The organism is Pseudomonas sp. 10(2024), from assembly GCF_045164175.1.
GTDB lineage: Bacteria > Pseudomonadota > Gammaproteobacteria > Pseudomonadales > Pseudomonadaceae > Aquipseudomonas > Aquipseudomonas alloputida.
On record NZ_CP174006.1, the window covers coordinates 3,328,493 to 3,354,810 of the forward strand.

At 55.9% G+C, this 26,318-nt stretch carries 25 protein-coding genes and 3 pseudogenes; 5 read left to right on the forward strand and 23 right to left on the reverse strand.

Annotated elements, in window-relative coordinates; genetic code table 11:
• Positions 1–399 precede the first annotated feature (399 nt).
• Positions 400–2,670: a C1 family peptidase gene (locus tag ACI7M0_RS15035; RefSeq protein ID WP_129932950.1), complete on the forward strand. Its 2,271-nt coding sequence runs from the start codon at positions 400–402 to the stop codon at positions 2,668–2,670.
• A gap of 55 nt (positions 2,671–2,725) precedes the next feature.
• Here ACI7M0_RS15035 and ACI7M0_RS15040 read toward each other — a convergent pair.
• The 3 genes and pseudogenes from ACI7M0_RS15040 to ACI7M0_RS15050 form a co-directional block, all read right to left on the reverse strand.
• Positions 2,726–3,043, reverse strand: a pseudogene (locus ACI7M0_RS15040) (GTP-binding protein); the annotation flags it as partial.
• A gap of 1,115 nt (positions 3,044–4,158) precedes the next feature.
• A complete protein-coding gene (locus tag ACI7M0_RS15045; RefSeq protein WP_129932948.1) occupies positions 4,159–5,436 on the reverse strand; it encodes a tetratricopeptide repeat protein in 1,278 nt (425 codons plus the stop codon).
• 66 nt (positions 5,437–5,502) lie between these two features.
• Positions 5,503–5,637, reverse strand: coding sequence for a hypothetical protein (locus ACI7M0_RS15050; RefSeq protein ID WP_256658255.1), 135 nt, complete (start codon positions 5,635–5,637; stop codon positions 5,503–5,505).
• Positions 5,638–5,809: 172 nt separating this feature from the next.
• Here ACI7M0_RS15050 and ACI7M0_RS15055 point away from each other — a divergent pair.
• Positions 5,810–5,932 (forward strand): annotated as a pseudogene (locus tag ACI7M0_RS15055) (DUF533 domain-containing protein); the annotation flags it as partial.
• A 120-nt stretch (positions 5,933–6,052) separates the two neighbouring features.
• Here ACI7M0_RS15055 and ACI7M0_RS15060 read toward each other — a convergent pair.
• From ACI7M0_RS15060 to ACI7M0_RS15085, 6 genes and pseudogenes are all read right to left on the reverse strand, one after another.
• Positions 6,053–6,460 (reverse strand): hypothetical protein, encoded by a 408-nt coding sequence (locus ACI7M0_RS15060; RefSeq protein ID WP_129932947.1) that lies wholly within the window; start codon positions 6,458–6,460, stop codon positions 6,053–6,055.
• 12 nt (positions 6,461–6,472) lie between these two features.
• Positions 6,473–7,297, reverse strand: coding sequence for a hypothetical protein (locus tag ACI7M0_RS15065; RefSeq protein WP_129932946.1), 825 nt, complete (start codon positions 7,295–7,297; stop codon positions 6,473–6,475).
• A gap of 91 nt (positions 7,298–7,388) precedes the next feature.
• The gene (locus ACI7M0_RS15070) at positions 7,389–7,820 is read right to left on the reverse strand and encodes a hypothetical protein (protein ID WP_129932945.1); all 432 of its coding nucleotides are present in this window, start codon (positions 7,818–7,820) and stop codon (positions 7,389–7,391) included.
• A 258-nt stretch (positions 7,821–8,078) separates the two neighbouring features.
• Positions 8,079–9,614 carry a DUF2235 domain-containing protein gene (locus tag ACI7M0_RS15075; protein WP_129932944.1) on the reverse strand — a complete coding sequence of 512 codons (1,536 nt, stop codon included), beginning with the start codon at positions 9,612–9,614 and terminating at the stop codon, positions 8,079–8,081.
• Between the two features lie 485 nt (positions 9,615–10,099).
• Complete coding sequence (locus ACI7M0_RS15080) at positions 10,100–10,333, reverse strand: hypothetical protein (protein ID WP_129932943.1); 234 nt, start codon at positions 10,331–10,333, stop codon at positions 10,100–10,102.
• A 973-nt stretch (positions 10,334–11,306) separates the two neighbouring features.
• Positions 11,307–11,477: pseudogene (locus ACI7M0_RS15085) on the reverse strand (transposase domain-containing protein); the annotation flags it as partial.
• 459 nt (positions 11,478–11,936) lie between these two features.
• Between ACI7M0_RS15085 and ACI7M0_RS15090 the strand changes: the two are divergent.
• The 3 genes from ACI7M0_RS15090 to ACI7M0_RS15100 all read left to right on the forward strand — a co-directional run bounded on the left by ACI7M0_RS15090 (position 11,937) and on the right by ACI7M0_RS15100 (position 13,961).
• Positions 11,937–12,368 carry an Arm DNA-binding domain-containing protein gene (locus tag ACI7M0_RS15090; RefSeq protein ID WP_256658253.1) on the forward strand — a complete coding sequence of 144 codons (432 nt, stop codon included), beginning with the start codon at positions 11,937–11,939 and terminating at the stop codon, positions 12,366–12,368.
• A 72-nt stretch (positions 12,369–12,440) separates the two neighbouring features.
• Positions 12,441–13,211, forward strand: coding sequence for an NAD(P)H-dependent oxidoreductase (locus ACI7M0_RS15095; RefSeq protein ID WP_219912739.1), 771 nt, complete (start codon positions 12,441–12,443; stop codon positions 13,209–13,211).
• A 69-nt stretch (positions 13,212–13,280) separates the two neighbouring features.
• A complete protein-coding gene (locus tag ACI7M0_RS15100) occupies positions 13,281–13,961 on the forward strand; it encodes a hypothetical protein (protein ID WP_245355118.1) in 681 nt (226 codons plus the stop codon).
• An 18-nt stretch (positions 13,962–13,979) separates the two neighbouring features.
• Here the strand turns inward: ACI7M0_RS15100 and dapB are convergent, their stop codons facing one another.
• From dapB to ACI7M0_RS15170, 14 genes are all read right to left on the reverse strand, one after another.
• Positions 13,980–14,840 (reverse strand): 4-hydroxy-tetrahydrodipicolinate reductase, encoded by an 861-nt coding sequence (gene dapB, locus ACI7M0_RS15105; RefSeq protein ID WP_405314345.1) that lies wholly within the window; start codon positions 14,838–14,840, stop codon positions 13,980–13,982.
• Between the two features lie 43 nt (positions 14,841–14,883).
• Positions 14,884–15,162 carry a YciI family protein gene (locus ACI7M0_RS15110; RefSeq protein WP_052196214.1) on the reverse strand — a complete coding sequence of 93 codons (279 nt, stop codon included), beginning with the start codon at positions 15,160–15,162 and terminating at the stop codon, positions 14,884–14,886.
• A gap of 46 nt (positions 15,163–15,208) precedes the next feature.
• On the reverse strand, positions 15,209–16,222 hold the full coding sequence (locus ACI7M0_RS15115) for an AfsA-related hotdog domain-containing protein (protein WP_129932941.1): 1,014 nt from the start codon (positions 16,220–16,222) through the stop codon (positions 15,209–15,211).
• 113 nt (positions 16,223–16,335) lie between these two features.
• Positions 16,336–17,007: an autoinducer binding domain-containing protein gene (locus ACI7M0_RS15120; protein WP_218567983.1), complete on the reverse strand. Its 672-nt coding sequence runs from the start codon at positions 17,005–17,007 to the stop codon at positions 16,336–16,338.
• A gap of 57 nt (positions 17,008–17,064) precedes the next feature.
• Positions 17,065–17,658: an acyl-homoserine-lactone synthase gene (locus ACI7M0_RS15125; protein ID WP_256658252.1), complete on the reverse strand. Its 594-nt coding sequence runs from the start codon at positions 17,656–17,658 to the stop codon at positions 17,065–17,067.
• Positions 17,659–17,740: 82 nt separating this feature from the next.
• A complete protein-coding gene (locus ACI7M0_RS15130; RefSeq protein WP_129932939.1) occupies positions 17,741–18,457 on the reverse strand; it encodes an autoinducer binding domain-containing protein in 717 nt (238 codons plus the stop codon).
• A gap of 33 nt (positions 18,458–18,490) precedes the next feature.
• Positions 18,491–20,044, reverse strand: coding sequence for an FAD-dependent oxidoreductase (locus ACI7M0_RS15135; RefSeq protein ID WP_047602928.1), 1,554 nt, complete (start codon positions 20,042–20,044; stop codon positions 18,491–18,493).
• Between the two features lie 69 nt (positions 20,045–20,113).
• The gene (locus ACI7M0_RS15140; RefSeq protein WP_165366983.1) at positions 20,114–22,123 is read right to left on the reverse strand and encodes an acyltransferase family protein; all 2,010 of its coding nucleotides are present in this window, start codon (positions 22,121–22,123) and stop codon (positions 20,114–20,116) included.
• Between the two features lie 65 nt (positions 22,124–22,188).
• Positions 22,189–23,205: a ketoacyl-ACP synthase III gene (locus ACI7M0_RS15145; protein ID WP_047602930.1), complete on the reverse strand. Its 1,017-nt coding sequence runs from the start codon at positions 23,203–23,205 to the stop codon at positions 22,189–22,191.
• On the reverse strand, positions 23,202–23,447 hold the full coding sequence (locus ACI7M0_RS15150; RefSeq protein ID WP_129932937.1) for an acyl carrier protein: 246 nt from the start codon (positions 23,445–23,447) through the stop codon (positions 23,202–23,204). Before ACI7M0_RS15150 ends, ACI7M0_RS15145 begins: the two co-directional genes overlap by 4 nt.
• Complete coding sequence (locus ACI7M0_RS15155) at positions 23,444–24,802, reverse strand: fatty acid--CoA ligase family protein (protein ID WP_129932936.1); 1,359 nt, start codon at positions 24,800–24,802, stop codon at positions 23,444–23,446. Before ACI7M0_RS15155 ends, ACI7M0_RS15150 begins: the two co-directional genes overlap by 4 nt.
• Positions 24,799–25,500, reverse strand: coding sequence for an SDR family NAD(P)-dependent oxidoreductase (locus ACI7M0_RS15160; RefSeq protein ID WP_047602933.1), 702 nt, complete (start codon positions 25,498–25,500; stop codon positions 24,799–24,801). The genes ACI7M0_RS15155 and ACI7M0_RS15160 overlap by 4 nt, the downstream gene beginning before the upstream one ends.
• The gene (locus ACI7M0_RS15165) at positions 25,493–25,795 is read right to left on the reverse strand and encodes an acyl carrier protein (RefSeq protein WP_108078388.1); all 303 of its coding nucleotides are present in this window, start codon (positions 25,793–25,795) and stop codon (positions 25,493–25,495) included. Before ACI7M0_RS15165 ends, ACI7M0_RS15160 begins: the two co-directional genes overlap by 8 nt.
• Before the next feature lie 163 nt (positions 25,796–25,958).
• A complete protein-coding gene (locus ACI7M0_RS15170) occupies positions 25,959–26,177 on the reverse strand; it encodes a hypothetical protein (RefSeq protein WP_129932935.1) in 219 nt (72 codons plus the stop codon).
• Positions 26,178–26,318 lie beyond the last annotated feature (141 nt).

Sequence of the window (26,318 nt, forward strand, 5' to 3'; positions counted from 1 at the left end):
TCATTAGTACTGGGTGACAGAACGCGCTCGTTGAACTCGAGGTCCCCCTCTGGCGCTTCTACGATCCTAACCGAATCAGCAGCCGGTACTGAACTCATCACTGGCTGATGCAGCATTCTCCTGTTGGGGGCCTTGAACCACTCAATGAGACGGCTCCAGTCGACCAGCTGCACGCTGGGCAACTCGTCGTGGTGAGCCTCAAAGCCATCAGTCTCTTCAAGATCCCAGCACGGATCTGCAAACCATCCGCGCTTGATCTAGGCTCTTTGGTGCCGTTTGGACAGTGGCGATGCCTTCATCCTGGACCCGGGTGGTAGTAAGCCGAGGCCGGCTTTGCAGTCAGATGGACATGCCATGACCAATGGACCCCACGTCAGGCATTTCCATGGAGCAACAGACATGCCCAAGGCACCCAGCGCGTCCGCCAAAGCGCCACGAAAAACTGCAGCACCCCAAAGCAATGCTATCGCCACCCAGGCACTGAAGCCGCCGGTCCATCGCACCCCCATCGCCGGCCGGGTGTTTGACGCCCGCCCCGACCGCCTTGATTTTCGCGACCTGCCCTACACGCCCCCGCTACGTTCCCTGTCACCCTGCTGGCCATTGCAAACGGACCTGGCACGATACCTCAAGAGCTATGTGGCCGCAGGCCTGGTCCTCGATCAGGGCAGTGATGGCGCGTGTACCGGCTTCGGGCTGGCCTGCGTGGTCAATTACCTGTTGTGGTTGCAGCATCTGTCCCTCGGTGACGGGCACGTCTTCACCGCGGTCAGCCCACGCATGCTCTACGAACTGGCCCGGCGCTACGATGAGTGGCCGGGGGATGACTACGAGGGCTCAAGCTGCCGGGGTGCGCTCAAAGGCTGGCACAAGCACGGAGTCTGCAGCGAAACACTCTGGCCCTTTTCGCAGAAGGGCTTTGTCCGGCCGCTACCCGGATGGGACAGCGACGCTCCGTCGCGGCCACTGGGTGTCTACTACCGCATCGATCGCACCTCGGTGGTCGACCTGCAGGCGGCGATTCTCAACATTGGTGCCATCTATGTTTCGGCAAAGGTCCATGACGGTTGGGACACACTGATGCGCAGCCGCGCAACCGCCGTACCGAAGAACCATGCCAGCCTTTCGGTGATCCCCGCGGCGAAAGACCCAGGCACCCTGGGCGGTCATGCCTTTGCACTGGTTGGCTACAACCAGCGCGGCTTTATCGTGCAGAACTCCTGGGGCACCCGCTGGGGCAACGCAGGGTTTGCCATTCTGCCTTACGAGGAATGGGTACTGTACGGCACCGACGCCTGGGCCTGTGCCTTGGGCGTTCCACAGCTGCTGCCGGCGGCGCAGCAGAAAGCCGGGGCTGTGGCCATGCGTACGCAGATAGCCTCGGCCTTTCGCCTGGGCTCGGGCCGTTCACTGACCAGCCTCGGCCGTAGCGCACGGCAGCCGGCCAACCCGGTGGATGATCCCTGGCCCTTCGATCACCCCTTCCTACAACCTCTGTATCATCCCTTGACCACTCCCCGTGCCTACGAGCTGACCCTGGTTACCGGCAACGACGGCGAAATCGTCCCCACTGATTTTACCCACGATCCGCTGAACCGAGTCGGCCTGGTCCAGGAAACCGTGCACGAGCGGCCACTCGCCTGGCTTGCTACCCAGAACCCGAAGACGACACTACGCTTGGCGATCTATGCCCACGGAGGGCTGAACGCCGAGGATGAGTCGATCCAGCGCAACCGCGTGCTGGCGCCCTACTTCCTGGCCAACGGCATCTACCCGCTGTTCCTGACCTGGAAAACCGGCCCCGGCGAAACCTTGGCGAATATGGCCGCTGACTGGTTCCATTCGTTATTCGGTGACCGCGATGCCCTGGCCACCGGAGTCTTCGAGGATCTCAAGGATGCCAAGGACCGCATGGTCGAGGCATTGGGCAATGTGCTGGGCACCGGCATCTGGTCGCAAATGCGCAACAATGCCCGTGATAGCAGCAAGCCGGGGCACGGCATTGACCTGCTGGCCGAGGCGCTGCGCGACCTGTCCAACACCCTGCAGCAACAAGGGGCGACACTTGAACTGCACCTGATCGGGCACTCCGCCGGTTCCATTCTCCTAGGCCACCTGCTTGACCGCCTCGGCCCTGCGGGTGGCAGTGTGGTGAAGGTGCGCAGCTGCGAGCTGTTCGCAGCAGCCTGCTCGTCGCGCTTTGCCCTGGATCACTACCTCAAGGCCCACGCCAACGGCGTATTGCCGCTGGATCAACTGTGGCTGGATGTGCTGCGCGATGAAGATGAGAAAGCCGATGGTCTGCCCACGCCGGGCTTCGCTGCCTATGGCAAATCTCTGCTGTACCTGGTATCCCGGGCCCTAGAGGATGTGCGCAAGCAACCCCTGCTGGGCATGGCCCGCGCCCTGGACGAGAAGTTTGCCACCAACCAGGATCAATGGGATGCCGGTTCCCTGGCCGATGTGCAGCAATGGCTGGCGAACTGGCCGAGCAAACCGGATCGCTTGCGAGTCTGGCCATCACCCTGGGTCCAGCACACCCGTGATGGCCAGCAAATCCAGGCGACCCATGGTTCTTTTGATAACAATATCGAGGTTATGACCTTCGTGCTCCGGCGCATCCTCGCCGGCAAGAAACTTGTAGGCGATCTGGAGTGGCTTGACTACTGAACCACTCTACACCCGGTGAAAGATGCAAGCCCGCCGTGAGCTGGCGGGCTTGTCCCTATAGGTCTGGATGACCTTTGCCTGCCTTGAGCAGTCCGCGCTCGACGATAAAGTCGATCAGCGCCTGCAATCCTTGCCCGGTCTTTAGATTGGTAAAGCCCCACGGCCGCTGTGGTCGCATGTGCTGGGTATCTTTTTCCATGACCTCCAGCGAAGCACCGACATAAGGTGCCAGGTTGATCTTGCTGATCACCAGGAAGTCCGACTTGGTAATGCCCGGCCCGCCCTTGCGCGGAATCTTCTCGCCCTCGGCGACATCGATCACATTGACCGTCAGGTCGGCCAGTTCCGGGCTGAAGGTGGCGCTGAGGTTGTCAATGGTGAAGCGAGCGTAGGTCTCATGAGCGTGCGCATACTCATCCATCAGCTTCAGGACGTAATCGCTGACCAGAGCATTGCTGCCTAGGCCGACCTTTCTGTCGGCTTTTTCCAGCTATTGGCGCGCGCCTTCAACTTGGACCATCACCATTCTGAGCGGTGCAGCCTCAATCATCAGCGACATAGCGACGGGCTCAATCATCAGTAGATGGGCCTTCAGTTTAGCGCGCCCGTGCTGCCTGGAAACTGGATGCGCGAACGTCACGGAACATCAGATGCGCCCACAGGCCCGCGTGTGCGGTTTTTTTGTCGTCTTTGTAGTCGCAGCTATTTCCAAAATTTCGCATTTATTTCGGAATCCGACACACGCGGCCCCGTATGCGGCCAGCAGGCGGCGATTTTGGGGAGTATCCGGCCACTGCTGATCCCGCTCGAAGTCTGATCTGTTGACTGCATGGGTGCATCGTGCCAAGGATAAGGTCGACATCGCTTTACTCCTTCCATCATGGAGTGTGTATTGGGACGGCTCTCAATGCCGCCCCGCATAGCCAAGTACACTATCCCAGGATGTCTAGCGTCAGCCGTCTCTGATTTAGTCGGTTGGGTAGTCATTTGCCTGCCTGGCTACGAGGAGTACTGAGGGAGCCGCGCAAAGAGAAAGCCGGCAGGGCCTATGTAAAAAACCATTGGGGCAAACAGAAGCTTTCTACGGAGGCGCCTAGAAAACGCTACGTGGAGGCTGCCGGAGAGGCAATCCGCTAGGGCGAGGAACAAGAGGTTGAATGTTTGAATCCAAAACCGCTGGGGTGGAGAGGCTGCTTACGACCCAAAGCGGCCTCTCGCGAATGCCCAGGCTGTGTGAAAACCCCAATAGCTCTTTAGAGAGCGCGGTCCTACGTGAAATCTGAAAAGGCTTGGCTACTCAGCTGACCCAGAATTCACGTAGAAGCGCGAATTCTGAGTTGTTTTGACCAATAAAATCGCGCCGAAGGTTTTTCACACAGCCTGGGCCAGAAGCAGCCGCTCGGATGTGTCTACGAAACTAGGGCCGATTCAAGCTAACCGGTCGCGGAGAGTAGCGCGGCTGTTGGGCTGTCCTTGTTGAGCATGGGGTTAGGCACCTTTCGGCTTCTTCACGAACTCAGGCGGATTCCCATTTTTCATGCGTTCAAGCCTTCTTCTAGGCGCTTGGTCGTACTCCCCACCTACATGTGCGATAGAAAAGGCTTCAATCGACTGCTCATAATAGCTCTTGGCTTCATTCTCTTTCCCTTGAACCCACATGATGTCACCAAGGTTGAAGTACGCTGCGCCGAGACCGAGATGATTTTGCACTATCAAGAAGATTGATACTGCCTCGACCAAGTAGGGTTTTGCTTCTTCATATCTTTTCTCTTTGAGCAGGAGATCGGCCATATTTACCAGTGTGTCCGCCAGACTTCGGTTTGCGTTGACTCTCCGCTTAATAGAAATTGCATCTTCCATGGCGCGTTTTGCATCAGCGAAGCGGTTTGTATCTTTGTAGCAGTTAGCGAGATTTGCCAAAGTAGATGCGACCAAATTTTGGTTCTTGATGGCACCGCGATATTCAAGTGCAGGGAGAAAATATTCATTGATGGCTTTCTCACACTGCTTCGACCTATCGCCGGGGATATTTGTCTTTCTTCCGATTTCATAAAGTACGTTACCTGCATTTGCCGTCGCCATAAACCAAGTATCGTCCCCAGGGGTTGACAAGCTGCGTGCCTTTTCTAAATGAGTGAGCGCAAGCTCATATCGGCCGGCGTCTTTGTAAAGATACCCAAGTGCGTTGTGGATATCGCTGACTGACGGATTCATCTCGTTAGCTTTTTTGTAAGCGACTATCGCTGCATCTGTATTTGATAGCTCATCGTAGATATATCCGAGGCTAATATAGCCAACAGCTGTGGGATATGCTTGCAATGCCGCCTCTAAGTTCCCTGCTGCTACAGCGTACTGATTATTGTCAGCAGATATTTTGCCAAGCTTCGTTACCTCCAGTGCAATAGACATTGAGCGAAGTGCAGATGATAGTTTTTCCCCTTCTATAGCTCTATAGGTAGCCAGGCAGGAGATGAGTACAGCTGCAAGCACAAATGCGAGAACGATGGCAAGTTTGTACTGTTGTGCTCTCATGGCTAAGAACGACTTTGAGTCTAATCCTTCCTTGGGAATCAGCTTGTATTCGAGCTGAAGCGCCTTTAGACGGTCTTTTTCTGGTAAATCCTTAAGACGCTCACCAATTATTTGTAGCTTTCGTGTGTTCCATAGCGATATACCCCAGACAATCACGACAAGGGCGTAACCAACCAAAGCATAAGGACTCGACGCAATTACAGAAAGTGCATCTAAGAATGTTTTTATGTCCATATGCACTCCGCGTGGTGAAGAAATACCTAACGTCCGCTCGATGGAGGGGTTAAGGGCAAATGCCTTTTATTTCTTTCTAGGCTTTCCTGCATCGTCACGCTTCTCGCGGATCTGGCCATTTTTATTTCTGGAACGAGGCAGCTCGCCATCGCCAAGCTTGGGAACGTTAACGTTTGGATTTATGGGGCTACGGCCAGTCATTTTTTCTTCCTTAAGAATTTGACAATATTCAAATTCCAGCCGCCACCATGTCTAGAAAGTGAGGTAGCAGCTGGCGGACGCCAGTCTTGAGCATAGCCCCTGGTCACCACCTTAACCATCGACTGCATCTAGCCGATAGCTACCCTTCGCAAAGGACAGCTATGGGTCGGACAGCGTGATGCTGGTGGATGACCAGCAGGACGCAGAGCGGGCCTACCTGGACGAACTGGCCAGCGCACTGCAAAACGATCCGACGTTGCAGGTGCACCTGGAGCAGCAAGCCAAGGGCGGTGCCTCACCGGGCTCAGATGCCTGCGCTCTTCGTCAAGCTGAAGCCAGCGCAGGCAAGGCACGACAAGTCGTCGGGGGTGTACCGCCTTTAGGTGGTAGATACATTAGGTGGCTACCCACAATATTAAGATTGTATTTCTGAAATCAAGCTTTTCGCCGGCGGAATCAAAATTGTGATATTTCCAGTGGATGCCGCCAGATAAATCGCTCCGCCAAATGCAATCGCTTTTGTTGCTACGGCAATGGCTTTCTTGATGCTCTGGATATTTTGAGTGACTGTCTGCATTTCTTGCGTGCAGGTTTTAATTGTTTGTAGCTCTTCATCAAGCATCTGTATTTTAAGTAAAGCGGATTTTGCATTCAGGTCGCTGGAGGTATTGAATAATGTCCATTCCATTGCTTCTAGGTCATTTCGTTGTGCTGAGGTTAGTGAGTTCCAGTTGGAGAATCTATAATTGCCAATTTCATTTGAGAGGCTGTGAAATGCTTTTGCAAGCTCAAACAGATCTTGCTCCGGTAGTTTGGTTGTCATTTACTCACCTCCTCATTGTTTGGAGAAAGCGGATTGAACATCTTTTATTGCGGGCCTTGCTTCATTGATGAAGGATCTCACGGCCGCATGGACCTCTGCTCCAGTTAAATTTTCCGCATCTGTTTTCAGCTTGTGATGAGTTGCGCCAATCGATCTTATGCTATTGGATAGAACTTTGGATGAAGAGAGCTTGGATTGTAAGTTTGATCTATATTGCCACTGTGACTCAGAGTAGGTTTCCCAGGTCAAAGGGTTCTTGTCTCTTTCGCTTTTTTCGATGCGTTTGAAAGATTTTTCCCAAGCATCAAGTTCAAGGGTTATCGCTTCTTGGTAGTTTTGCTCTATAAGGTCGGCCAGTGCATCGGCTACCTCACCAACAGAGCTGTCACTCATCTTTATTAACTCTGCGGTGTTTTTTTGACGGTAGGCGTCCGTCGCTGCTTTCGCAATGACTGCTGATAATTTTCCAGTGCTGTCAATTTTATTTGGGTCGACTTTGTTTAAAGATTTCAATTCGCGCGTAAGCTTTTGAGTATCGGCATTGTAGTCGACAAGCTCATCAGATGATATTGCGCCCAAGGCTGTGCTGTACGCATCTAAAACGGCAGAGACTTTTATTATTGACTCGGAGGCTTTTCTTTCTTCATCACAATGGCTTCGACTCATAAAAGGTTTGTAGCTGTTCGAGCGAGTGCAAGAGTTGTAAAAGTCTTTTGCTAGTAAATTTGTGCTTGCGAGGGTGTCTTTTGAGTTGGTTGTGTATTCATGCACTGCATCCATGGAAACGCAGCCAGTAGCCATGCAAGTCATGCTGAAGAGAATGTAAGGAAGCTTCATGATTGCTACCTGTTTAAAAAATAGATGCACTCGTTATTCTATTTTTCCGGGATGTCGAGCATATGGGTGTGTAACCATTAGCGCGCCAGGTTCAGCTCCCCGGTTTGGATGGCTGTACGGGTGAAGAGCCAAATGCGGGCCATTCGGACTCCAACTTCTCACTTTCTTCGCTGAAGCGCATACTTAACTCACTAACGCCTTGGCCAGTGTCTCGCACCTGCCTGTAGTAACGTTCGGCGAGGCGTACCTTTCTCCACTGCCACTTTGCTCGTTCTTCGAAGCGAAGTGTGTTGTTTAAGAGGAGCATTAGGCCGGGCAGCGCAGCGAGGAACGCGGTTGTCACCTGGTTCCACTGTTCCCCGAGAAACTCTTTTCCCAGTTCACCGGACGCCAAAATAGATGCGGTGAAACTGCCAAACACGGAGATGATAAAAATTGAGTGGGCCAGGAAGTAGTTTCTGCGCGCCCACCTCTGGCCGTCCTTGATGATGCGCTTGAGATCCTTTTCAAATGAGCCAATCATGGTGTCCTCCTCGCTGTCCGATGAACGCAGTTAGCAGCCGTTGCGCATGAAGTTTTGCTAGCTCATTTTTCTTGCTTGCTTGACTGAGCCAAGGCGCCTTTGCGGTAACCTTCGATCGGGGACCCGCTTTACTACCCGCTTAGCGCCGAACTCAACTAACTATAGTGCACCTTGCTGGCACTTCCAGTGTGCGCTATTAAACGTGATCGTATTAGGACGCTGTTTTTGTAATAAGGTAGGCGCCCACCCCACTCATCACTAAGGCGCCTTACGCACCCGAGTAACCGTCACACGCAAGCTCCCGGAATTGTTGCCATACAAGCCCCACACATCGTTCGGAAAGCAGTAGAGATAGCCCGGATGCTTCAACACTAGCGGTTTCCTTCGATGCTGGTACAACTCGACATACTGGTGCGGAAGGGGACTCCCATCGTTGTTGACAGCTGCAACGCTTCCGTTGTCGTTGGTGATCGCTCCGATCAAGGTGAACCAGTTCTTGTCTTCGATGCGTTTGGTGAACATAAAGTCCGCACCATTGTTGCCGGTAACTTTGCTGTAGATCGGCTCCGCGGCGCCCATGAATCCGGAGAAGCTGCGGATTATGTCGCCCATGGTCAATTTAGTGTCTTCAGTGCCTTTCCAGTCGCAAGCGTCCTCGCTGTCTCGCCATTCACCGGTTGCGTTGAAGGTATATTCGATCCCTGCCTCCAGATACAGGCCGGAGCGATTCCAGTGCTGATTCGCATAGACGTTGAACGAGGCGCTGTCACCGTCATCGCCGAGGATGGTTGTCGGGTGGTACGCAGAATACTCAAGGGGCGAGTTCTTCTGCCGCGCCAGTGCGCTCTCATGAAATTCCTGGGATGTAGGGTGCATCGCCGGCAGGTTTCTCGGTCTTGAACGGAGCTTGGCGAAAGCACCTTTGTATGAATTATGCAAAACACCCAAAGGGTTGGGAGAAATGGCCGTTTGAACGAAGGAATGGAAGGGCAGTTCGGCCCGCTCGCTTTCCTTGATCATCCACAACAAGGCGCCATCGGAAAGGCCACTGCTGGCATAACCGCCGCCTACATCCGAGTGCACACCTGGGAACCACAGTTCCGACACGTCGTTATGGGTATGGCGATTGGTCCAACGGGTGACACAGAAGCTTGAACGCATTTCATCGATCGCCATGGCGTGTCGGCCGGTCTGTACATGATCGCCCAGGTCGGTATTGTGAAAACGCCAGGCAGCGGGGTTATCGAAAAAATTGAGCAATTCGAAGTCATCCGGCACGCCAAGCGCACCCACGGTGTCCCACACCCCGATAAAGCGCACTGGCGTAGAGCCGCCGGCATGGAACGCCTTCCAGTTTTTATTGACCTGTTTCACCGAGCGCTCGGTTCGATAACCTTCCTCGTAGGCCCTGTAAACGCGCAGCCAGGCTTCAGCTGGTTTGACACCCGCCAGGTTCAACAAACCACGACCGAGAAAGGCGCCAAGGCTGCGAGCGGTGAATGCGCCGCGACTGAAACCGTAAAGGTAAATGTCGGCCCCCTCTTCATAGTTGTTCGCCAGCCAATAGTAAGCACTGCAAATATGCCTGGAGATGCCGGCGCCGACGGCGCCACCGGCGATAGACCGGATGATACCTCCCTCGCCGCCGACACCAGGGTGGTAGTATTTGTCGTTATCGGGGAGGGCAATTGCGTTGTGAATCTTGAAGACGTTTGAAGGGGCGGGCAGCCCGTTGTCTTCTTGTTGTGGATTGTTCCAGGTCCCATCGCAGCAAACGACAAGGCGTTTGGTCATGGCTAACTCCATGTTGCTGGTGGTGTCAGTTGGCCGGAATGGGTCAGTTCATGGGCCGGGTAACAACCAACCTGGAACCGAGAACATTCCAAGTCGATGGCGAAGTCTCATCTACTCAAGTTGTAGACGATAATGGTGATTTCCGCAGCCGATTTCTGCCTGCCACGTCGACCCGTGGATACCTGCTTGATGTCGCAATCTTGGATAATCCAAAGTTGACCCGGTTGCCGATATCACGTATCGGGTCAATCCTACGCTGGCGACAACAGGCGGATTTCAGCCAGAAGCCGATCGGCAGCTTCGGGTCGATAGCTGCCGGTCGCGAATGACCGTTTTCGACCCATTGCGGCCGGTCGAGGCGTTTAAGAAACTAGGGGCGATTCAGGTCGCAAGCTGCCAGTTAAGGGGCGCTCAATTAGTCTAAGAAAAATAAAAATGCAACATGGAGCCAGAATATTTAATTCGGCACCATGTTGCATATTTTGCTACTCGCGCTCTTGATGGCCAAGAACTTTCGCCACGATCCAGGCAGTATATGCCAATACAAAAATAGCAATGGTCGAAAACGCGAAAATTACAACAGGCTGTGCATCAGTGATCTGAGACATGAAGTAGAACATACTCAGAGGCATCAGCACCGCCGCCAGAACAATCAAATAGCGCGGGTTGTGTTTGAAAGCACTCAATACGTATTCCACAATGGAAGCGATCGCTTTCATTGAGATACCTTTCGACCTACTCAGCGCTCATAATTCACCGCATGACGTGTACGGTTACGAGCTAACTGACCCGTCATCTATTGACTTTCGTCATAAGCTTTTCCTCAGCTGGAATGATTAACGGAGACTAGCGTAGCAATTCATCTCCCGCCAATCCGTTTGTCGGGAAGAACGTCCGCTTTGCCGCCAGTGATTATGCGGATCCACGCTGCGGGCCTCCGCTCGTTCTTCCAACTAGACATCAGTAGTACGAATAAGCCTACGGTTCCGAGTTCGGAGGGGCCGGGTGTAAGAGCTGCTTTTGCGATCATCGCCTGAATTGTAGTAGGGGCGCTCAGACCAAGAGAAAATGCCAACAATGGCTGTAGTGAATTGCCCTTGGTTTCGTAGACGCCTCGAACGGCTGCAATGGGTCGAAAGCTGCCATTCGTGACATACGACCCATGTAGATACAGCCCCGCCCTGCTTACGTCGATCCGGCCATGGAGATACAGTCCAGAGTGCGCCACCCCGACAGCTATCAGAAATCGCCATTCGCGATCGCGCATCCTGCTGGGGGTATCAGAGGGTATTTCTGGGAGGTGGAAGAAGCACAGCTTTGATTAATTCCCCATCTTGAAGCCGTTTTCAGTATCGATGCCTCGGCTGAAACCGAAGAGGATCTGATCGATTGGCGTGACGAATTTCCTCACCTCGATGTAGAAGGCCATGCCGTCAATGCGATCCTGCTGATCAACTCCGTCCAGCTCACTCTCCCTGCCAAGCTGGTGTGATAGCGGGAGCGTGGAGGTGTGGCATGAAGCGGACCCTAGCCCAGCCACTCAACTGAAATACTGCACATCCAAACGCTCAATCAAAAAATCGATGAACACCCTCACCCGCTGCGGCAACTGTCGACCAGGCCCAATGAATACCGCATGCAAGATGTCTTGCTCACCACTGTCAAAATCCTCCAGCAGTGGCACCAGCCGCTGTGCGCTAGCAGCTCGGCAATCTGACTTGCCCGCTGTATCGGCAAGCGTGTCAGTGCATCCTTGAGATACGCATTCGGACCATGCCCATTCATGCGCGCCGACTGGATCAGGCTCACGATCGCCGAAGCTCATGTGCCATTGCTCTTAGCCCCAGCGAAGAGCCAGTTCGAAAATTTCGCCGGAGCAATCCGCAGCTGCGCTTACACACTGCTGTGCACGTCTACACAGGCTGGCATCCAGAGGTTCAGTACATTGGCGTTTACGGTGGACCGCACAAGATCTGGCGGCCTGTCGTAGCACATTTCGCTCAACACGCCAGCCATCCCCTGCTCGAGAGCTGTCAGGAAGCGCTATTCGCGATCGCGCATCCTGCTGGGGGTATCGAGGGTATTTTTGGGGGACATTTCTGCTTTTGCACGCCAGAAATGCCGCGCTAGAGGCCCTTCCAAATGTTCTTCGGCGACCTGACAGTCTTGACTGAGTTCCACTAAGCGCCACAAAACCTTTAAATACATAGCGTTATAAAGACTTTCCGTCCATTGCGTCCGTAGGAATCCACTAAATTCCAGCTTGACTGGGGGTATCTTGGGGGTACATCGAGCCCAGATCAAAAAAGCTACCCCCACACCATGTCCCCCGAAAAACCACCTCCATTCCGCTCAAAGCTCAGCGATGCCTTCATACGTTCGCTGACCCCATCAGGTAAGTACGCCGATAGCGACGTGCCGGGTCTGTATCTACAGGTACGTGCCTCGCTCAAGCCTGGCAAATCACCCTCCCGGCACTGGCGACTGAAGTACCGTCTTCGCGGCAAGGAAAACGTGTTCGTGATTGGCAGGTATCCGGATGTAGACTTGAAAGAAGCCCGTGAGCTCGCTCGGACAGCGCGCAATAGCGTGACCAATCACATCGACCCACTCAAAGCCAAAAAAGCCAAGATCAAAGCACAATGGCGCAACGAAGCTGGCGAAGTCATCACCCTGCATGGTGTGCACGATCCGGCGCAGAAACCCACTGACGCACCGCTGGGCGCCCCCCTACCTGAGATAGTTCGCAGCTAGCCGAAATGCCCCCGTTTGGCCAGAGTTTGCGGGCGAACGGCGTGAGTCTGCCCTGTATGAGATGGGCTGAGTATGCACCGTTCGTTTACTTCCATCAGCGAACGACTCCCGGGAACACACATGAAAGTACACATCGTCCATGCCCACCCTGAAGCCAAGAGCTTCAACGCTGCACTCACAGCCCAAGCCCGCAGTCACCTCACTCAGCAAGGTCATGAAGTCACGGTTTCAGACCTCTACGCGATGAACTGGCAGGCACTGTCCGGGCGTGGCAACTTCACAACCTGTGCCGACCCTGACTATTTCAAGCAACAGGTCGAGGAGGCGCACGCTACCGAAAACTCAGGCTTTGCCCCGGACATTCAAGCAGAGATCGACAAGCTCTTTGCTTGCGACGCGCTGATTCTGCAGTTCCCACTTTGGTGGTTCTCGATGCCTGCGATTCTGAAGGGCTGGGTAGATCGAGTGCTGGCTTACGGTGCGGTCTATGGCGCCGGGGCCTGGTATGACAACGGCAAGTTCGCCGGCAAGAAAGCCATGGTTTCGCTTACCACCGGGGGTGGCGCCTCGATGTACGGCCATGACGGCATCAACGGCAACATCAATACGCTGCTGTTTCCCATTCAGCACGGTGTACTGCGTCTGACCGGCTTCGATGTGCTCGAACCCTTCATCTGCTGGCAACCAGCAAGTGTCTCCGCCGAGGTTCGTGCGGACTACCTACAAGCCTACCGTGATCGCCTGGACCATTTGTTCACAGCCGAAGCGCTGCCTTTCGCCAGCCTCCACGACTATGACCCCAGCACGTTCCGCCTTCGCCAAGCCGCGACGCAAAACACCTAATCCCCCGCGTTGAGAAGCAGCCCGCGCTGCTTCTCGTCGGCTATGCGCCCATTTGAGATGGAATCCAGAATGAACAAGCTCGAAAAAATTCGCCATTTCGCGATAGACACCAATGGTGTATTGCTGAGCGATGTCTATAGCACTCCAATTCGTACCTTCGTCGAACGCCATGGCGGCCACTACACGGCCGATCTAGAACGCCAGATACTAGGCTCGCCGCATATGGCCGGGGGGCACATCATGGCGCTGGCCTGCAACCTGCCCTGGACAGCCATGGAAACCATAGATGCCTTCCTCGCAGAGCAAGCCCAGTACGCCGCACGCCACCCTGTACAGCTGGCACCGGGAGCCGTTGCCTTGCTCGCCCGGCTCAAAGAAACAGGCGCTCGTATCACCGCATATGGGGGAAGCCCCAAGGCAGCGATCTTCGACCGCTACCTGGCGCCGGTAAGTGAGTACTTCGATGCCGACCTGCCTTACATCGACATGGGCCACGCACGCCCGGGCATGGCTGAAATCCACCGTCAAACAGCTACCGGTGCCGGCGAGCTGGTGTTCATCGATGACCTGAACCGGGTCGCCCAAGTGAGCAAAACGCTCGGTTGTGGCTTTATCGGCAAACCCGCAACCCTGTACCAGAAACAGCAGATGCAGGCATCGGGTGTGCGGTTCATCTGCAAGGATCTGGACGAGATCGACCAGACACTCTTGCAAGCGCTGGACCAATCCATGCGACTAGAGCACCACTAGCCCGCATCGCACTCACGCTCAATTCACTGCCAAGCCAAGCACCGCCTGCATGGAATATACCCCGGCAGGCTGATGCCAAGCCCAGCGTGCCGCCCGCAGCGCCCCTCGGGTGAATACCTGCCGATCTAGTGCCTGGTGGCTAAGGGTAAATACTTCTCCTTCGCCCGCAAAGATGAGTGAGTGATCCCCCACCACTGAGCCCCCCCGAAGGGTGGCGAAACCAATGGTGCCCACTTCACGCGGGCCGGTCAGCCCATCCCGCACGCGCACCGCCTGGCTGCCTAGGTCCACCTGCCGGCCCTTGGCGACCGCTTCCCCCATCATCAACGCCGTGCCGGACGGTGCGTCTACCTTATGGCGGTGATGCATTTCCAGCACCTCAGCATCCCAATCCTCCGCAGGTAGCACTCGACCGGCAATTTCAGCGAGGACACTGAGCAACTGCACCCCTACGCTCATGTTGCCAGACTTGACAATGCGCGCCCCTTGGCTGCCAGCAATCGCCGCTTCCTGCTCGGGGTTGAAACCAGTCGTACCAATAATGTGAACCAACCCTCGGGCCGTGGTGTACTCCAAGCATTGCAACGTGACTTCGGGCTGGGTGAAATCAAGCACGCCATCAGCCCCGTCGAGCGATCGCAACATATCGTCAGTGAAATGCACCCCAGTCGGGCCACTCCCCACCACTTCAGCGCAGTCCTTGCCAACCAAGCTGGAACCAGGCCGTACCACCGCAGCATGCAGGCACGCACCCTGGGCATGAACCAAGCTTCGCACCAGTCTCTGACCCATGCGCCCCGACGCGCCCAATACCACCAGTCTTATTGGTCTATCCATAGGTATCAAAACGTCTCCTTTAAAAAAAGCGGCCGCCGTCATGCTTATGGCAACCGCGATAACTCGCTCAACGACTGCAAACGTATCAAGCCTGGAACGGAGCGCCTTTGAACAGAGGGTTGAATGCGCTCACCTTGTATTCAACGATACCTTCGCTGACATAGGAGTCCTCCTTCAAGATGGCCTGCAAGCGCTCGTCGTTCACGGCATGGGCAACGATGACGCCACCGCCAGCTTCCAGCTTGGGGCCGGCCAGGATGAATAACCCCTCAGCGATATACTTGCGGACCCACTCGACATGTGACTGCTTGTGGGGTTCGGCTAGTGCAGGATCAACGATATAACGCGTTTCGATTATGAGCATCTGTAATTCCCTTTTTGGATGTTCAACAGCAAGAAATATGACCCGTTCAGGCAGCCACATACCCACGCTTGATCAGCTTGCCCATGGCTGTTTCCTGATCCTCGGACAACGCTTCAAAATACCAGCGGACCTGGCCGTCCAGTGCAATGAACGAACGAACATGGGCCTCGAAGCGCAAACCCTCGGCATTGGCAATGCTGATGCCTGTCACCCGTTTGGGATCGGCTAGAGCCAGCGCGGTGACGCAGTGGCCGCGTTCGAGGAACGCCAGTTGCGTTGTCTCTTGACTGCCCTCGTCCAGTGTCAGCCAACATTCATGGCGCACGCCCGCAAGCGGGCGGAAGCGATCATTACTTAAGGCAAATACGTTGCGCAAGCGTTCGAAACGTCCTAACTCGATCACGCTCGCCACTGTATCAATGGTGCCCAGCAGATAGCCACGCTGATAGAACGCCACTCGGTAGTGGATCTTGCGCGGCTTTGGTGACGGCTCTGCCTGCAGGTCGTCGACCACCAGCTCGATGGGATACATCAGCTCGGCATGAGAGAAAAAGCTCGCATTGACTTGATTCCAGCTGACGGTCACTTCCCCACGTACGTGCGCGGTCGTGTGATAAAGGTGGTGATAAACCGCCTGGCGCTGCGCCTCTATCAGCATGACACCGGGTACATGCTCGTGGGATTTTCGATAGAAGTAGTAGTGATCGGCGTAATTGATAAGCTCGTAACTGCTGGAGGGTTGCCTTGGACTGGTTGCTGGCATCTCCGAGGCCTCCAGCAACGGTGCGGCCAGTTGATAGGGAACGCCCCGCCGAGCTTGCCAGGCATCGTCACGAGCAATGGGCTGCGGCAGGCTGCCATTGGCCAGGTACTCATCCAGCGAAGTCGTTGGGAGGGAGAAGCGCCTGCGGCCATCCGCCTCCTGCCGATACGGCAGGTGCGCCTCATCAGCGGTGGTTGCCGGCTGGTACAACGGCCATGCCGGCCTGTAGTGGCGGATCAAGACATCTTCGCCGTTATCCTTATGCAGCCATCTTGGCTGAATTGACGCCTGTTCCATTGCATCGGTCCTTTTGCTGATATCCCTGAGCCAGGCCAGCCCCTTTGCAGGCCTGCCACCCTTTGGGTCGACTCAGGTTATCAAGCGTGGCCTCACAGACAACCTGCGAACTTTCACAGAATGCCAACCCTCGCAGCCTTAACCACAGCATGCAGTTTGTTGGACGCGGACAACTTCAAGACGCAGTTGTCGACATGAAAATTAACCGTCCGAACCTTGATATCCATGATCTGGGCGATTTCGGCAGAGGTCTTGCCTTCGGCGCTCCATTTCAACACTTCAAGCTCCCGGGATGTCAATGACGCCACATCCGGGCATTGGCTCTGGCGCACCAACTGGGCGTGGGTCAACTGGCCGAACATCGCCAGCATACCTTGCAGCTCCAGCAGCTCCATGGCCCTGCACGGCTCCTCCTGGCGTGCAAACGTGACCAGGCTTTGGTAACCCCGACCGTCCCTGATACACAGCGACACCCCATACCGGATGCCATGCGCCTGAGCCTGCTCGGCGAACGGACGCTCAGCGAACTCGCTGCAATTCCAGATCTGCGGTGAAACAGCATCGGTGCAGCGGCGTACCACGGGGTCGATGCCCACATAGTCATTGTTCTGATAGGCCATTTGCCACTCAATCGGATAATTGCTGAAAATACCGATGGACGGATTGAAAATGGGCAAGGGGTTGCGGGTGCCGCACGCAAAAAAGTCGAATCCCAGTTGTGTTACCCAACGCTGACAGACCGAGAACACCTCTGCATCGCCCGCCATTTTGATGATGTCTTCCATGAACATGCGTCCGGATAGCATGCCTAAATACTCCCAAATGAATACGGGGTGCCGAGGCTACCGAGCCATGAGCGCCTGACGGGTGATTTCATTGAGCTCAATTTTCAGGGCCACAGCCTTTTCGACACCGATCTGCTGAGCTGGCCCCAAACGCGACAGGTCGACGCCAAGGCGCCGCAGCAAACGCTCGACACCCGTGGTCGTCACGGTCACATAGCGGCTGAGGTTGCGTGCGAGGCCAAAAGCCACGACTGCTCGGATAGCATGGGTCGTACCGTGGGAAAAGCGGCCTGCTGATCGCGCCGGGCTATCGATGGCGAACCGGCTCAGTTCCCAAACGTCAGTGCAACACGGTGCAGGTTGACCATCCAGCAATTGCGGAAAACTGTGGGCAAGCATGTTAGGGCCTGTGGTTGGCATCAGGCGCCAGCAACCGATCGGCACCTGCGGATCGGTCGGATCGCGAACCACCATGTAGTACGGGTTCAACGCATCGTAACCATCGATTTCCATGTCATCGATAATGCTCACATCCCATTGCTTTCGGTCCTTGAAAACCCTCGCGCGCAAGGCATGCATTGCCTTCAGGTGCGCGCTGTCCATTTCACTGCGTTGCTTTATCGAGATGAGCATTGCCACATTCCATTGCATCAAATATCGCGTTGAAATTTATAGTTACAAACACGATTGTGTCACCTCTCAGATATGAGAGGTGACACAAACGTATTTGTGCTTATGGGTTGATCAATTTGGTCTGCAGGGCCTTGACGACAGCTAGCTGGCGAGAGCTGACGTTGAACTTGCGACGGATGTTCTTGAAGTGGAACTCGATGGTCGAGGACGAGCAGGAGAGGATCATGGATATTTCCCACGTGGTCTTGCCTGCCGCGCTCCAAAGCAGCACCTCGAGCTCCCGCTTGGTTAGAGGGTCATGCGACCATTGACTGCGCGACAGCAGAGAGATTGCGCTTTCCAAGGCAAAATCACGTAGCAGGGTAGCGCGGCCCAGTGTGTTATCCAGATGTCGCTGGTACGCCTTGGCGCAACCCCCCTGCCACACTAGGCTGAGCATGCCACTGTGCCCCATTCCTCCGTGCAGGGGCAACGCTACACCGTGCTGCAGGCCATAGGCGGCGGCTTCTTCGAAGAATGTTTGGGCCGACGCGGAATGGCAGCTGTAACCGCTCCACGAAAACGGCAATGGCGAGCGCAGGCAATGTGATACCACCGGGTCCACCAGGGCGAACTGCTCCTCGTCATAGCGCTGCCGCCAGGCCTGGGGATAATTGCTTCTGATGAAAGCGCTTCGGTGATCCACCTGTGACCTGGACTTCAGGCCCAGCAGAATCTGACCATACCCCATGTTGCCTGCGAGCCCTCTCAAGGTGTCGAACCATTCGTCCAGAGTTGCTGTTACAGTCAATGCTCTAAATCGTTCGATGTCAGTCAAGATTTCCCCTCATTCCATGCATCTGATCATGCGTCAGACCTGTAGGGACTCCTCCGCAGGCCTGTAAAGTGCCAATGCAGGCAAGACGTTGCTCAGGTACGCCAAGAACACGTTCGGGTCATCAACCATCGCTTGGAGTGCAACCACGCCATCAGGCCTGACCAGCAAGGCTTCCCCTTTACGCAGCGCCATGGCTTGGTTACGTCCAGCCGACACCTCAATGACAGACACGACATCAACCTGCCCACTGGCCTGCAGTTGCTGACTCAACTGGGTAGGGCACGCCCCGCGAACCAGCAACACGAATCGCCCTGCTCGCATCAGTGCATGGCTGCTCTGCACACCCACGTCGGTGTGCATCTGGACAGAGGGCAACAAGCGGCCCACCCACCGCCCACCGCCGGCGACAAGGGCCTGCTCCCCGTACCGTTGACCCAGGCCCGAAAATGTCATTGGGAAGCCAACAGCGATGTGATGGCGGTTGTCCATTGTCGGCAGCCACCGGCGCAATGCGCCTGCCGGATCGCAATCCTGGCGCAGGATCAAACGGGTGTTGGCGTCGGTGGTCGCAATCATCTGAGCCGCCACCGGCTGGCGCTCATGCTCATAGCTCTCCAACACCGACGGGTACAGGTTACCGTTCAGTACACCTGCCAGTTTCCAGGCGAGGTTGAAAGCATCCTGAAACCCCGTGTTCATGCCCAAGCCTCCTACCGGACTGAACAGGTGGCAGGCGTCTCCGCACAGGAACACCCGGCCTTGCGAGTAGCGACGCGCCAGCCGGTTGTAGAAGCGAGAATTGGACTCCCAGATGATGCGCTCCAGCTTGACCCCACAACGACCGTAGCGGTCGGTGAGTTCCTGGTAGAACGCCAGAGGATCGCCCTGCACCTGGGCAACCTTGCCGTCGCTGGCCTTGATGATGACCCGGTGGGTACCGCCGGCCTGGGGGATGATCAGGAAAAAACTGTCCTCACGGACGTAGTAGTGGACCTTGCCAACCTCCCCTGCCCAACTGACCTGCGCATCGAACATGAAGAACTCAACACCGAAATCGCTACCTTCGAATTCGATGCCCATTAATGTTCTGACGGTACTTAGACTACCATCGCACCCCACGACGTAATCAGAGCTAAGAATACGGCCATCGTCCAGCTCCACCTCGACCCCCTGCTCGGTGGGCGTCAATGCCGTCACACTGCTGCCTCGTTGCAGGCTCCCCCCCAGGTCTCGATAGGCATGCTCAAGCACAGCTTCGGTCTCGGGCTGGGAAATGCCGAGAATGTAGTCATGAACCGATGGCAAGTGGCGATAGTTCACATGCATCGTGCGCCGATTGTTCCAGTAGACCAACAGGTCGTGAATCGGCATTCCCTGTTCGATGAAGGCGTCCGCCAACCCGACCATGTCCATGATTGCCAGCGAGTAAGCGTTCATCGAGGACGCCTTGGACTGTGTGGAGCGCGAGTGACGCCGTTCTAACAGCGTCACATCGACCTGCATACGCCGTAACAAGTAGGCGGTCAGTAACCCGACTGGCCCGGCGCCGACCACTACCACGTGATGCTTGCCTTGTTCAGTTTTCATATGAAGCTCCTTTGCCCGTTAAGCCATGGGCGGGAAATTTCGGCGCCCACGACAAGCCCTGCCGTAGGTTCAGCGCGACGCCCCTGACAACGCCATCCCGTCCTTGCCAGCCTTACCCGAGGTACACAGCAGACACCCGCCCTGAGCCTGGAAGACCCCAGCCAGCGCCAGCGCACCACGACCACTCAGGTGATTGGTGTCGGCATAGGCAGGCAGGCCGTCATGCAGGAAACTGCTGTCCTGAAGCACTTGGTAAGCCGCAGCCAAGTCGACCCAGTGAGCGTTCGCTATCCGAGCCACCATCGCCTTTACCTGGAGGTTGCCTTGCGCGCCATGCTCCACAGGGGCAGCGCCCAAGCGCAGACCGAGACGACTGAGCAGAGGCGAATGTTGCATCGAGCGGTCGAGCACTGGCGCATCGTGGAAGAAGTACAACGGTGTCTTCGCCGCAAACCTATGCAGGCGCTCCTCATTCAAGTCCACCGGTACGCCATCGACCTTTTTAAGTACATCGTATGCACCGGCAAACAGGTTGAAAGCGTTAACCACGAAAATGGCTTTGTAGCGGGCATGATTCTGCTCAATGAAATCAAGCATCGCTGCACATTTGGCGCGGCGTTCATCCGTCAACACGATAGCCGGTACGCGCTTGGCCATACCCCACTCGGCCACTTGGCAGCCACCCACTTCATATGCCGTAACGGAAAAGCCTTCCGCTTTCGCGAGAGTGTCGATGAAACCGCCCAATGCCGCACCGTGGGAGTCACCTACCATCAAGACCTGCTCGGAGGAATGCGCGCCGATGTGGCAGCGTTCATCCACGGCGGCCTTGCTGGGATTCAGGTCATTCACTTCCCAGCAGGGCGCTACCCAGCCTTCAGTCATATGGATGTTCTGGCCATTGACCGTCAGGTTGGCATACCGCTCACCCATTATCGGGGGCAAGTTCAATGCCTCCAGGCCGGTCATAGCCACGATCAGTGCAAAAGACCCCATGGAAAGCCCGGCAAAACCCGTGAAGGCGGCCTTGAACCCAAGCCTGGAACGAATCAAAGGGCGCTCTACACCCAAGTAGGTCAGTACTGAAAGCGCCACGATCAGCACCAGCAAGCAGGCCATCATGCCCATCGACAAGTCGTTGTCGCCCTCAACAAAGCGTGCGATTGCCAGCACAGGCCAATGCCACAGGTACAATGAGTATGAGATCAGGCCGATGCCCACCAGCGGGCGCCAGGCCAAGACCTGGGCAATCGTCGAAAGCTCGCCGTCGGTGGTTCGCCCATATCGGATCAGCAGCAGCGTACCTAAGCACGGAGCCAGTGCGTGCAAGCCGGGGTATGGCTGCTCTGCCAACCACAGGAAACTGCAAGCCAGCAACAGCCCGCCGAGCAAGGACAAAACCTCAAGGCGTGAACGCGCCTGGACCTTAGATGTCGGCGCCAAGGCGATGAATGCGCCCAACGCCATTTCACCGAAGCGTGGGATCGAGAAAAAGTACACGCCCGCTTGCTGCCCAGCGTCACGCACCCAGTATTCACCCAGGGCAAAACACAGTACGCCGATCATCATGCACCCGACCATCAACGCCCGCTTGCGCTGAGCCGGCGCCAGCCAGCGGCCGGCCACCCAGCTGCCAGCCACCAGCAAAGCTGGCCAAATGAAGTAGAACTGCTCCTCAATCGACAGCGACCAATAGTGCAAGAAGAAATTCTGCTGAGTATCCTGGGTGAAATAATCACTCGTGAAATGGTTGAACAGCGACAAGAGCACGAACTTCGCCGCAGGCAGCAACATGCTGTTCAATTGGCTGGCAGCCAGTACGCTGACCAGAAATACCAGAAAAGCCGCCGGGAAAATCCGCTTGACGCGGCGGGCATAGAAACCTGTGAATGTGAAGGTGCCGTCGTTGATCGCCGATGTGATGATGCGGGTGATCAGATAGGCAGATATGACGAAAAACACATCCACTCCAGCAAAACCGCCCGGCAACCAGGCCGCGTTGAAGTGAAATGCCATGACCGAGAGAATTGCCAGCGCGCGCAGCCCATCGATGTCTGCGCGCCGTTGAAATCCATTCATTACCCTGATTCCCAGCCCCCTCTCCGGGGGCATAAGGTCTGTGAAATACCGCTGTCAGATGCGACTCAGGCAGCGACCTGAGGCACCTCGACCGGTTCGTAGAAGTGTGTACTGCTGAGGTCGACCCGAGCGGCGCCCAGCGACAAGCCGACGCCAAAGCCACATAACACTACGTGCTCGCGCTGCGGCCAGTCAGCCGCTGGTAAGGATGCGAGCAACAGCGGGATCGACGACGGGCCGGTGTTACCTACCTCGCGCATATTGATCGGCACTTTGGCGCGTTCGACGCCCAGCAACTTGCGCAGATAATTGAGCATGAAGCCGTTGGCCTGATGCAGCGCCAGTATGGGCACGTCTTCCAACGTCAGGCCGCAGTGAAGCAAGAGCTCCTCGATTGCCGGCGGGACACCGTTCAATGCAAAGTTCATGATTGCCGTGCCGTTCATGTGCAGGTAACCAGCTTGTCGACTGCCCCCTTCTGGCGGTGGAGAGCGCCAAGGCGTATAGAGATGCTCCCTGCCCCCTTGGGAACGTATCAGCAGGTCGATCCCGCCCTCACCCGCCTCCAGTAAGGTCGCACTTGCCGCATCACCGAACACCATCCTGACTTGCCGATCCGCCGGGTCAAGTAATGTACTGGTGACATCACCGGTACAGAGCAAGACCTGTCGACACCCCCCTGCACGAATCAGCATGGCTGCCTGATAGAGACCATAGATGTAGCCCGAGCAGCCATAGTTGATATCGAACGCCACACAGTGCTCACTCAACCCCAAGCGCTGCTGCAACTGCACAGCCACGCCTGGCATGAGGTCATCCGGTGTTTGCGTCACGACCACGACGGCATCGATATCAGCTGCAGCCTTGCCGCTGCACGCCAGCAAGTGCCGTGCTGCCGCCTCGCAAAGCGCGCCGGTAGTCAGGCTGCCTGCAATCCTGACTGTTTCGATACCCGTGCTATGGATGATGCGTTTGACTTCCTGGGCGCCGAACTCACCCGCCAGCTCCGTCAACGCCAATCGTTGCTCCGGTAGAGCCGCGGTCAACGCGGCGATGCGCACCCCCGCCAATCCCACCTTCATTTTCGCTTACCCTCACTGCCAGCCTCATTGATGGAGGCCAGCAACTCACCGTACGTGGCAATTTTGTCGAAGACATCATTGCTCAGCGTGCGCTGATACTGATCACGCACGAGTGCCAACACGGAAATCTGCGTCAGTGAGTCCCAGTTATCGAAGTGTCCAAGCGCTGCGTCGACGTGAAGTTGATCGACAGTGACCTCCAGCAGCTTGGCCAGCTCATTGGCGAAAGCTTGTTCGTTCATCTCATATCCTTGAGTGGGTTGCGATTCTTCTTGAAACGCGCGGTATGCAAGCTGTCCTGGGTGAGGATCACTTTGCGGGGTAGTTGGAAAGCCGGGAGTCGATCTTTGCAAAATGCGTAGAGCCGGGCCTTGAAGTCGGCAAGAGACTCATCTTCAGGAAGCGAAAAGGTCGCCGTGATCAAGCTGCCTGCAATGGCATGCCGCTCATGGCTAACCATCACATCCAAGATCCTGGGCAAGCCCTTGAGCACGTTCTCAATTTCACTGGGGAACACCTTCTCACCGCCCACGTTGATCATCTCTGTGGCACGGCCCAGCACTTTCATCCAGTCGCCCCGCTGCACCACCGCGTCGCCAGTACGGTAGAAGCCATCTTCGGTAAAGGGACTTGGCGCATTCAGGTAGCCCAGCATCGTGCTGTTGTTGCGAATTTCCAGCAGCCCGTCGACGACCCGTACTTGGCATGCCTCATCGCCCAGTTTCATCCAACCTGAACGGGATGATTCAGAGCGCGCCGGTACCACACCGGTCTCGGTCAACCCATAGCTTTGCGACAGGCGCGCATGCGGCAGAAGCTTGTGCAATCGGTGCAAGACCTGCTCAGGCATCGGCTCGGCACTGTAATTGATGACTTCCAGCGAACCGAGATCGTGATCTTCGAAAGCACCACTGAGCAGCAATAGGTTGAGGAAGGTTGGCGATGTGGTCAGTGCCTGTACCCGATGCTGCTCGATGGCCTTTGCCACCGGCGCAGGCTGGCGAGACGCCGGGATAACCAAGCAGCCACCGTTGAACAGCGTATAGAAAAGCGCATTAAGCCCACCGATGTGATCGAACAACAAGAACGCAATACTGGTGAGCCGCCGCTTGCGCTGCTGATGCCGCTCAAGCAACGCCAGTGCCTTGTGTACGCTGGCCTTGGGCGTACCTGAGGAGCCCGAGGTAAAAATGATCACACCTGGGGAATCTTGATCGCGCAGTTGCCTGATCAAGGCCGGCTCGATGCTGCGGGTATGTGGCGTCACGCACAACTGCCCCCGCTCATCGAAGTTAGCGACCCACTGCGCCTGGCAGATGTCATGCAGGACCTGCAGCTGCGCGCTGGGACGAGGCGTGATCAGGGCGACGGTACAACGGTTGAGCCAAAGCGCAATGAGAACGGCGATGGCATCGGGACAAAAATCTGTCACCAGGGATACCGTACTCCCCGGTTCAACCCGATCAAGCAACACTGACTTGGCGTGGTGCACGCTCTCAAGCAACTGGTCATAGCAGGTTGGACGGTTATGATAGATTACCGCTGGGGCATGTGGATGCTCGGCAAACCGCTTCAACAGCGTCTGGAGTGCGTTCATACGCCACCCAGGTAAATGTTCTGCCCCGTGACGAACCCACTGTGCTCGCTGATGAAGAAGTCGACCACATTGGCCACATCAGCCATTTCACCGAAACGGGCAATGGCCTGGCGCGCCAGCAGACGCTGCATCTTGTCCTGCGGAACTGATCGAATCAAATCAGTCTCGATCGGTGTCGGGCCAACAGCATTGACGGTGATACCAAAAGCAGCCAACTCCCGGGCCATCACTTCGGTCAGTGACTTCACGGCAGCCTTTGACGCGGCATAGATCGCTTCACCCTCCAGCTTTAGTGGCGTGGCCACCGTGGTGAAATTGACGATGCGACCATATTTGCGGGTAGACATCAGCTTGGCCGCTTCACGCGCGAATAGAAAGCTGCCGACCACGTTGGTATCGAGAATCTGTTCCACGGTTGCCAGCGGTGTCAGCATCGTGTGGTTCATACTGGCGATACCGGCATTGTTGATCAGGTTATCTAGCCGTCCATAGTCCCGACGTATATGCGAAAAGATCGTTTTGGCCGTCGCCTCGTCAATGACGTCAGCGACGAAGTGCCGGTAGCCAGGCAGTTCCCAGTCGATGTCACTTCGACTGCAGCCAACTACCTGATGGCCGCGGGCGACATAATGCTCGACCAAAAACTTGCCGATGCCTTTGCGTGTACCCGTGATCAAGGTCACTGGAGCTTCATGCATGAGCGTGCTCTCCAATCAGAGTCACGACATGTTCAGTCAGTGATGCCACGCTGGCAAACGGGCTGCGCCGGGCTGACATCGCTTTCTCGCTGGCAAGCACGATCGCCACTCCAAACGCCTCTTCGACCGCTTCCTCCACCGAAACGATCAGTGACACCAACGACATGGAGTCCAATTGCCCTTCTGCGCCGAACAGCGCAGTTTCAGACCCTGCAGTACAGTCGACCGGTTGCGCCAGTACATGGCTCAGCCCATCTACCGCAGCAAAAATGATGCCCTCGACTTTATCCTTCACACGCAAATCCCTCTTGGTTATATCCAGGTCCGTTGAGCCAGAGATCAAGACTGCTGGCTGCACGTGGCCTGGGTATACTCTCCAAGCGGTACTGACTTTCCTAGCTGGGAAGATTCACACTGCGAGTTTTGACAGGTGCCGGCTATAACTTTGAAAACACTGTTCACGCGGCAAGATCGAGCGGTGACAACGTAGAGGGTTGTGCGCAAACACCTGGCAAATGCCAGAGTTTTGCGCCCTGGGCAGTGACGTGCAGAGTCAGCCCTTCATTGTCGGCGGGCGGGTAGTCCTGACCGGTGATTCGAGTATGCCCATCGCCATTTCCGAAAGAGCCATGGTGACCTCCTGAACCTGCCAGAAGCCAAATGCTCATCTCGTCCACGATCCCGCTCCATCGAAAAAACCGAACTGGGGTCTATCCCATTCTGGCCTCAAATCTGGCCTTGAATGACTTTCCCGGCAATCCGTGAAGAACCAATAAAAACGGTCTGCACGACCGGTATGAGGTACGAGACCTCTAAAA

Excerpts from the sequence above, each read along its gene's own strand:
- ACI7M0_RS15120 (WP_218567983.1), bottom strand. The coding sequence starts at position 17,007 with ATGGAAGACATCATCAAAATGGCGGGCGATGCAGAGGTGTTCTCGGTC.
- ACI7M0_RS15110 (WP_052196214.1), bottom strand. The coding sequence starts at position 15,162 with ATGCTCATAATCGAAACGCGTTATATCGTTGATCCTGCACTAGCCGAA.
- ACI7M0_RS15090 (WP_256658253.1), top strand. The coding sequence starts at position 11,937 with ATGTCCCCCGAAAAACCACCTCCATTCCGCTCAAAGCTCAGCGATGCC.
- ACI7M0_RS15100 (WP_245355118.1), top strand. The coding sequence starts at position 13,281 with ATGAACAAGCTCGAAAAAATTCGCCATTTCGCGATAGACACCAATGGT.
- ACI7M0_RS15065 (WP_129932946.1), bottom strand. The coding sequence starts at position 7,297 with ATGAAGCTTCCTTACATTCTCTTCAGCATGACTTGCATGGCTACTGGC.
- ACI7M0_RS15140 (WP_165366983.1), bottom strand. The coding sequence starts at position 22,123 with ATGAATGGATTTCAACGGCGCGCAGACATCGATGGGCTGCGCGCGCTG.
- ACI7M0_RS15135 (WP_047602928.1), bottom strand. The coding sequence starts at position 20,044 with ATGAAAACTGAACAAGGCAAGCATCACGTGGTAGTGGTCGGCGCCGGG.
- ACI7M0_RS15080 (WP_129932943.1), bottom strand. The coding sequence starts at position 10,333 with ATGAAAGCGATCGCTTCCATTGTGGAATACGTATTGAGTGCTTTCAAA.
- ACI7M0_RS15095 (WP_219912739.1), top strand. The coding sequence starts at position 12,441 with ATGCACCGTTCGTTTACTTCCATCAGCGAACGACTCCCGGGAACACAC.
- ACI7M0_RS15070 (WP_129932945.1), bottom strand. The coding sequence starts at position 7,820 with ATGATTGGCTCATTTGAAAAGGATCTCAAGCGCATCATCAAGGACGGC.
- ACI7M0_RS15145 (WP_047602930.1), bottom strand. The coding sequence starts at position 23,205 with ATGAAGGTGGGATTGGCGGGGGTGCGCATCGCCGCGTTGACCGCGGCT.
- ACI7M0_RS15075 (WP_129932944.1), bottom strand. The coding sequence starts at position 9,614 with ATGACCAAACGCCTTGTCGTTTGCTGCGATGGGACCTGGAACAATCCA.
- ACI7M0_RS15115 (WP_129932941.1), bottom strand. The coding sequence starts at position 16,222 with ATGGAACAGGCGTCAATTCAGCCAAGATGGCTGCATAAGGATAACGGC.
- ACI7M0_RS15060 (WP_129932947.1), bottom strand. The coding sequence starts at position 6,460 with ATGACAACCAAACTACCGGAGCAAGATCTGTTTGAGCTTGCAAAAGCA.
- ACI7M0_RS15045 (WP_129932948.1), bottom strand. The coding sequence starts at position 5,436 with ATGGACATAAAAACATTCTTAGATGCACTTTCTGTAATTGCGTCGAGT.
- ACI7M0_RS15155 (WP_129932936.1), bottom strand. The coding sequence starts at position 24,802 with ATGAACGCACTCCAGACGCTGTTGAAGCGGTTTGCCGAGCATCCACAT.
- ACI7M0_RS15050 (WP_256658255.1), bottom strand. The coding sequence starts at position 5,637 with ATGACTGGCCGTAGCCCCATAAATCCAAACGTTAACGTTCCCAAGCTT.
- ACI7M0_RS15035 (WP_129932950.1), top strand. The coding sequence starts at position 400 with ATGCCCAAGGCACCCAGCGCGTCCGCCAAAGCGCCACGAAAAACTGCA.
- ACI7M0_RS15150 (WP_129932937.1), bottom strand. The coding sequence starts at position 23,447 with ATGAACGAACAAGCTTTCGCCAATGAGCTGGCCAAGCTGCTGGAGGTC.
- ACI7M0_RS15160 (WP_047602933.1), bottom strand. The coding sequence starts at position 25,500 with ATGCATGAAGCTCCAGTGACCTTGATCACGGGTACACGCAAAGGCATC.
- ACI7M0_RS15125 (WP_256658252.1), bottom strand. The coding sequence starts at position 17,658 with ATGCAATGGAATGTGGCAATGCTCATCTCGATAAAGCAACGCAGTGAA.
- dapB (WP_405314345.1), bottom strand. The coding sequence starts at position 14,840 with ATGACGGCGGCCGCTTTTTTTAAAGGAGACGTTTTGATACCTATGGAT.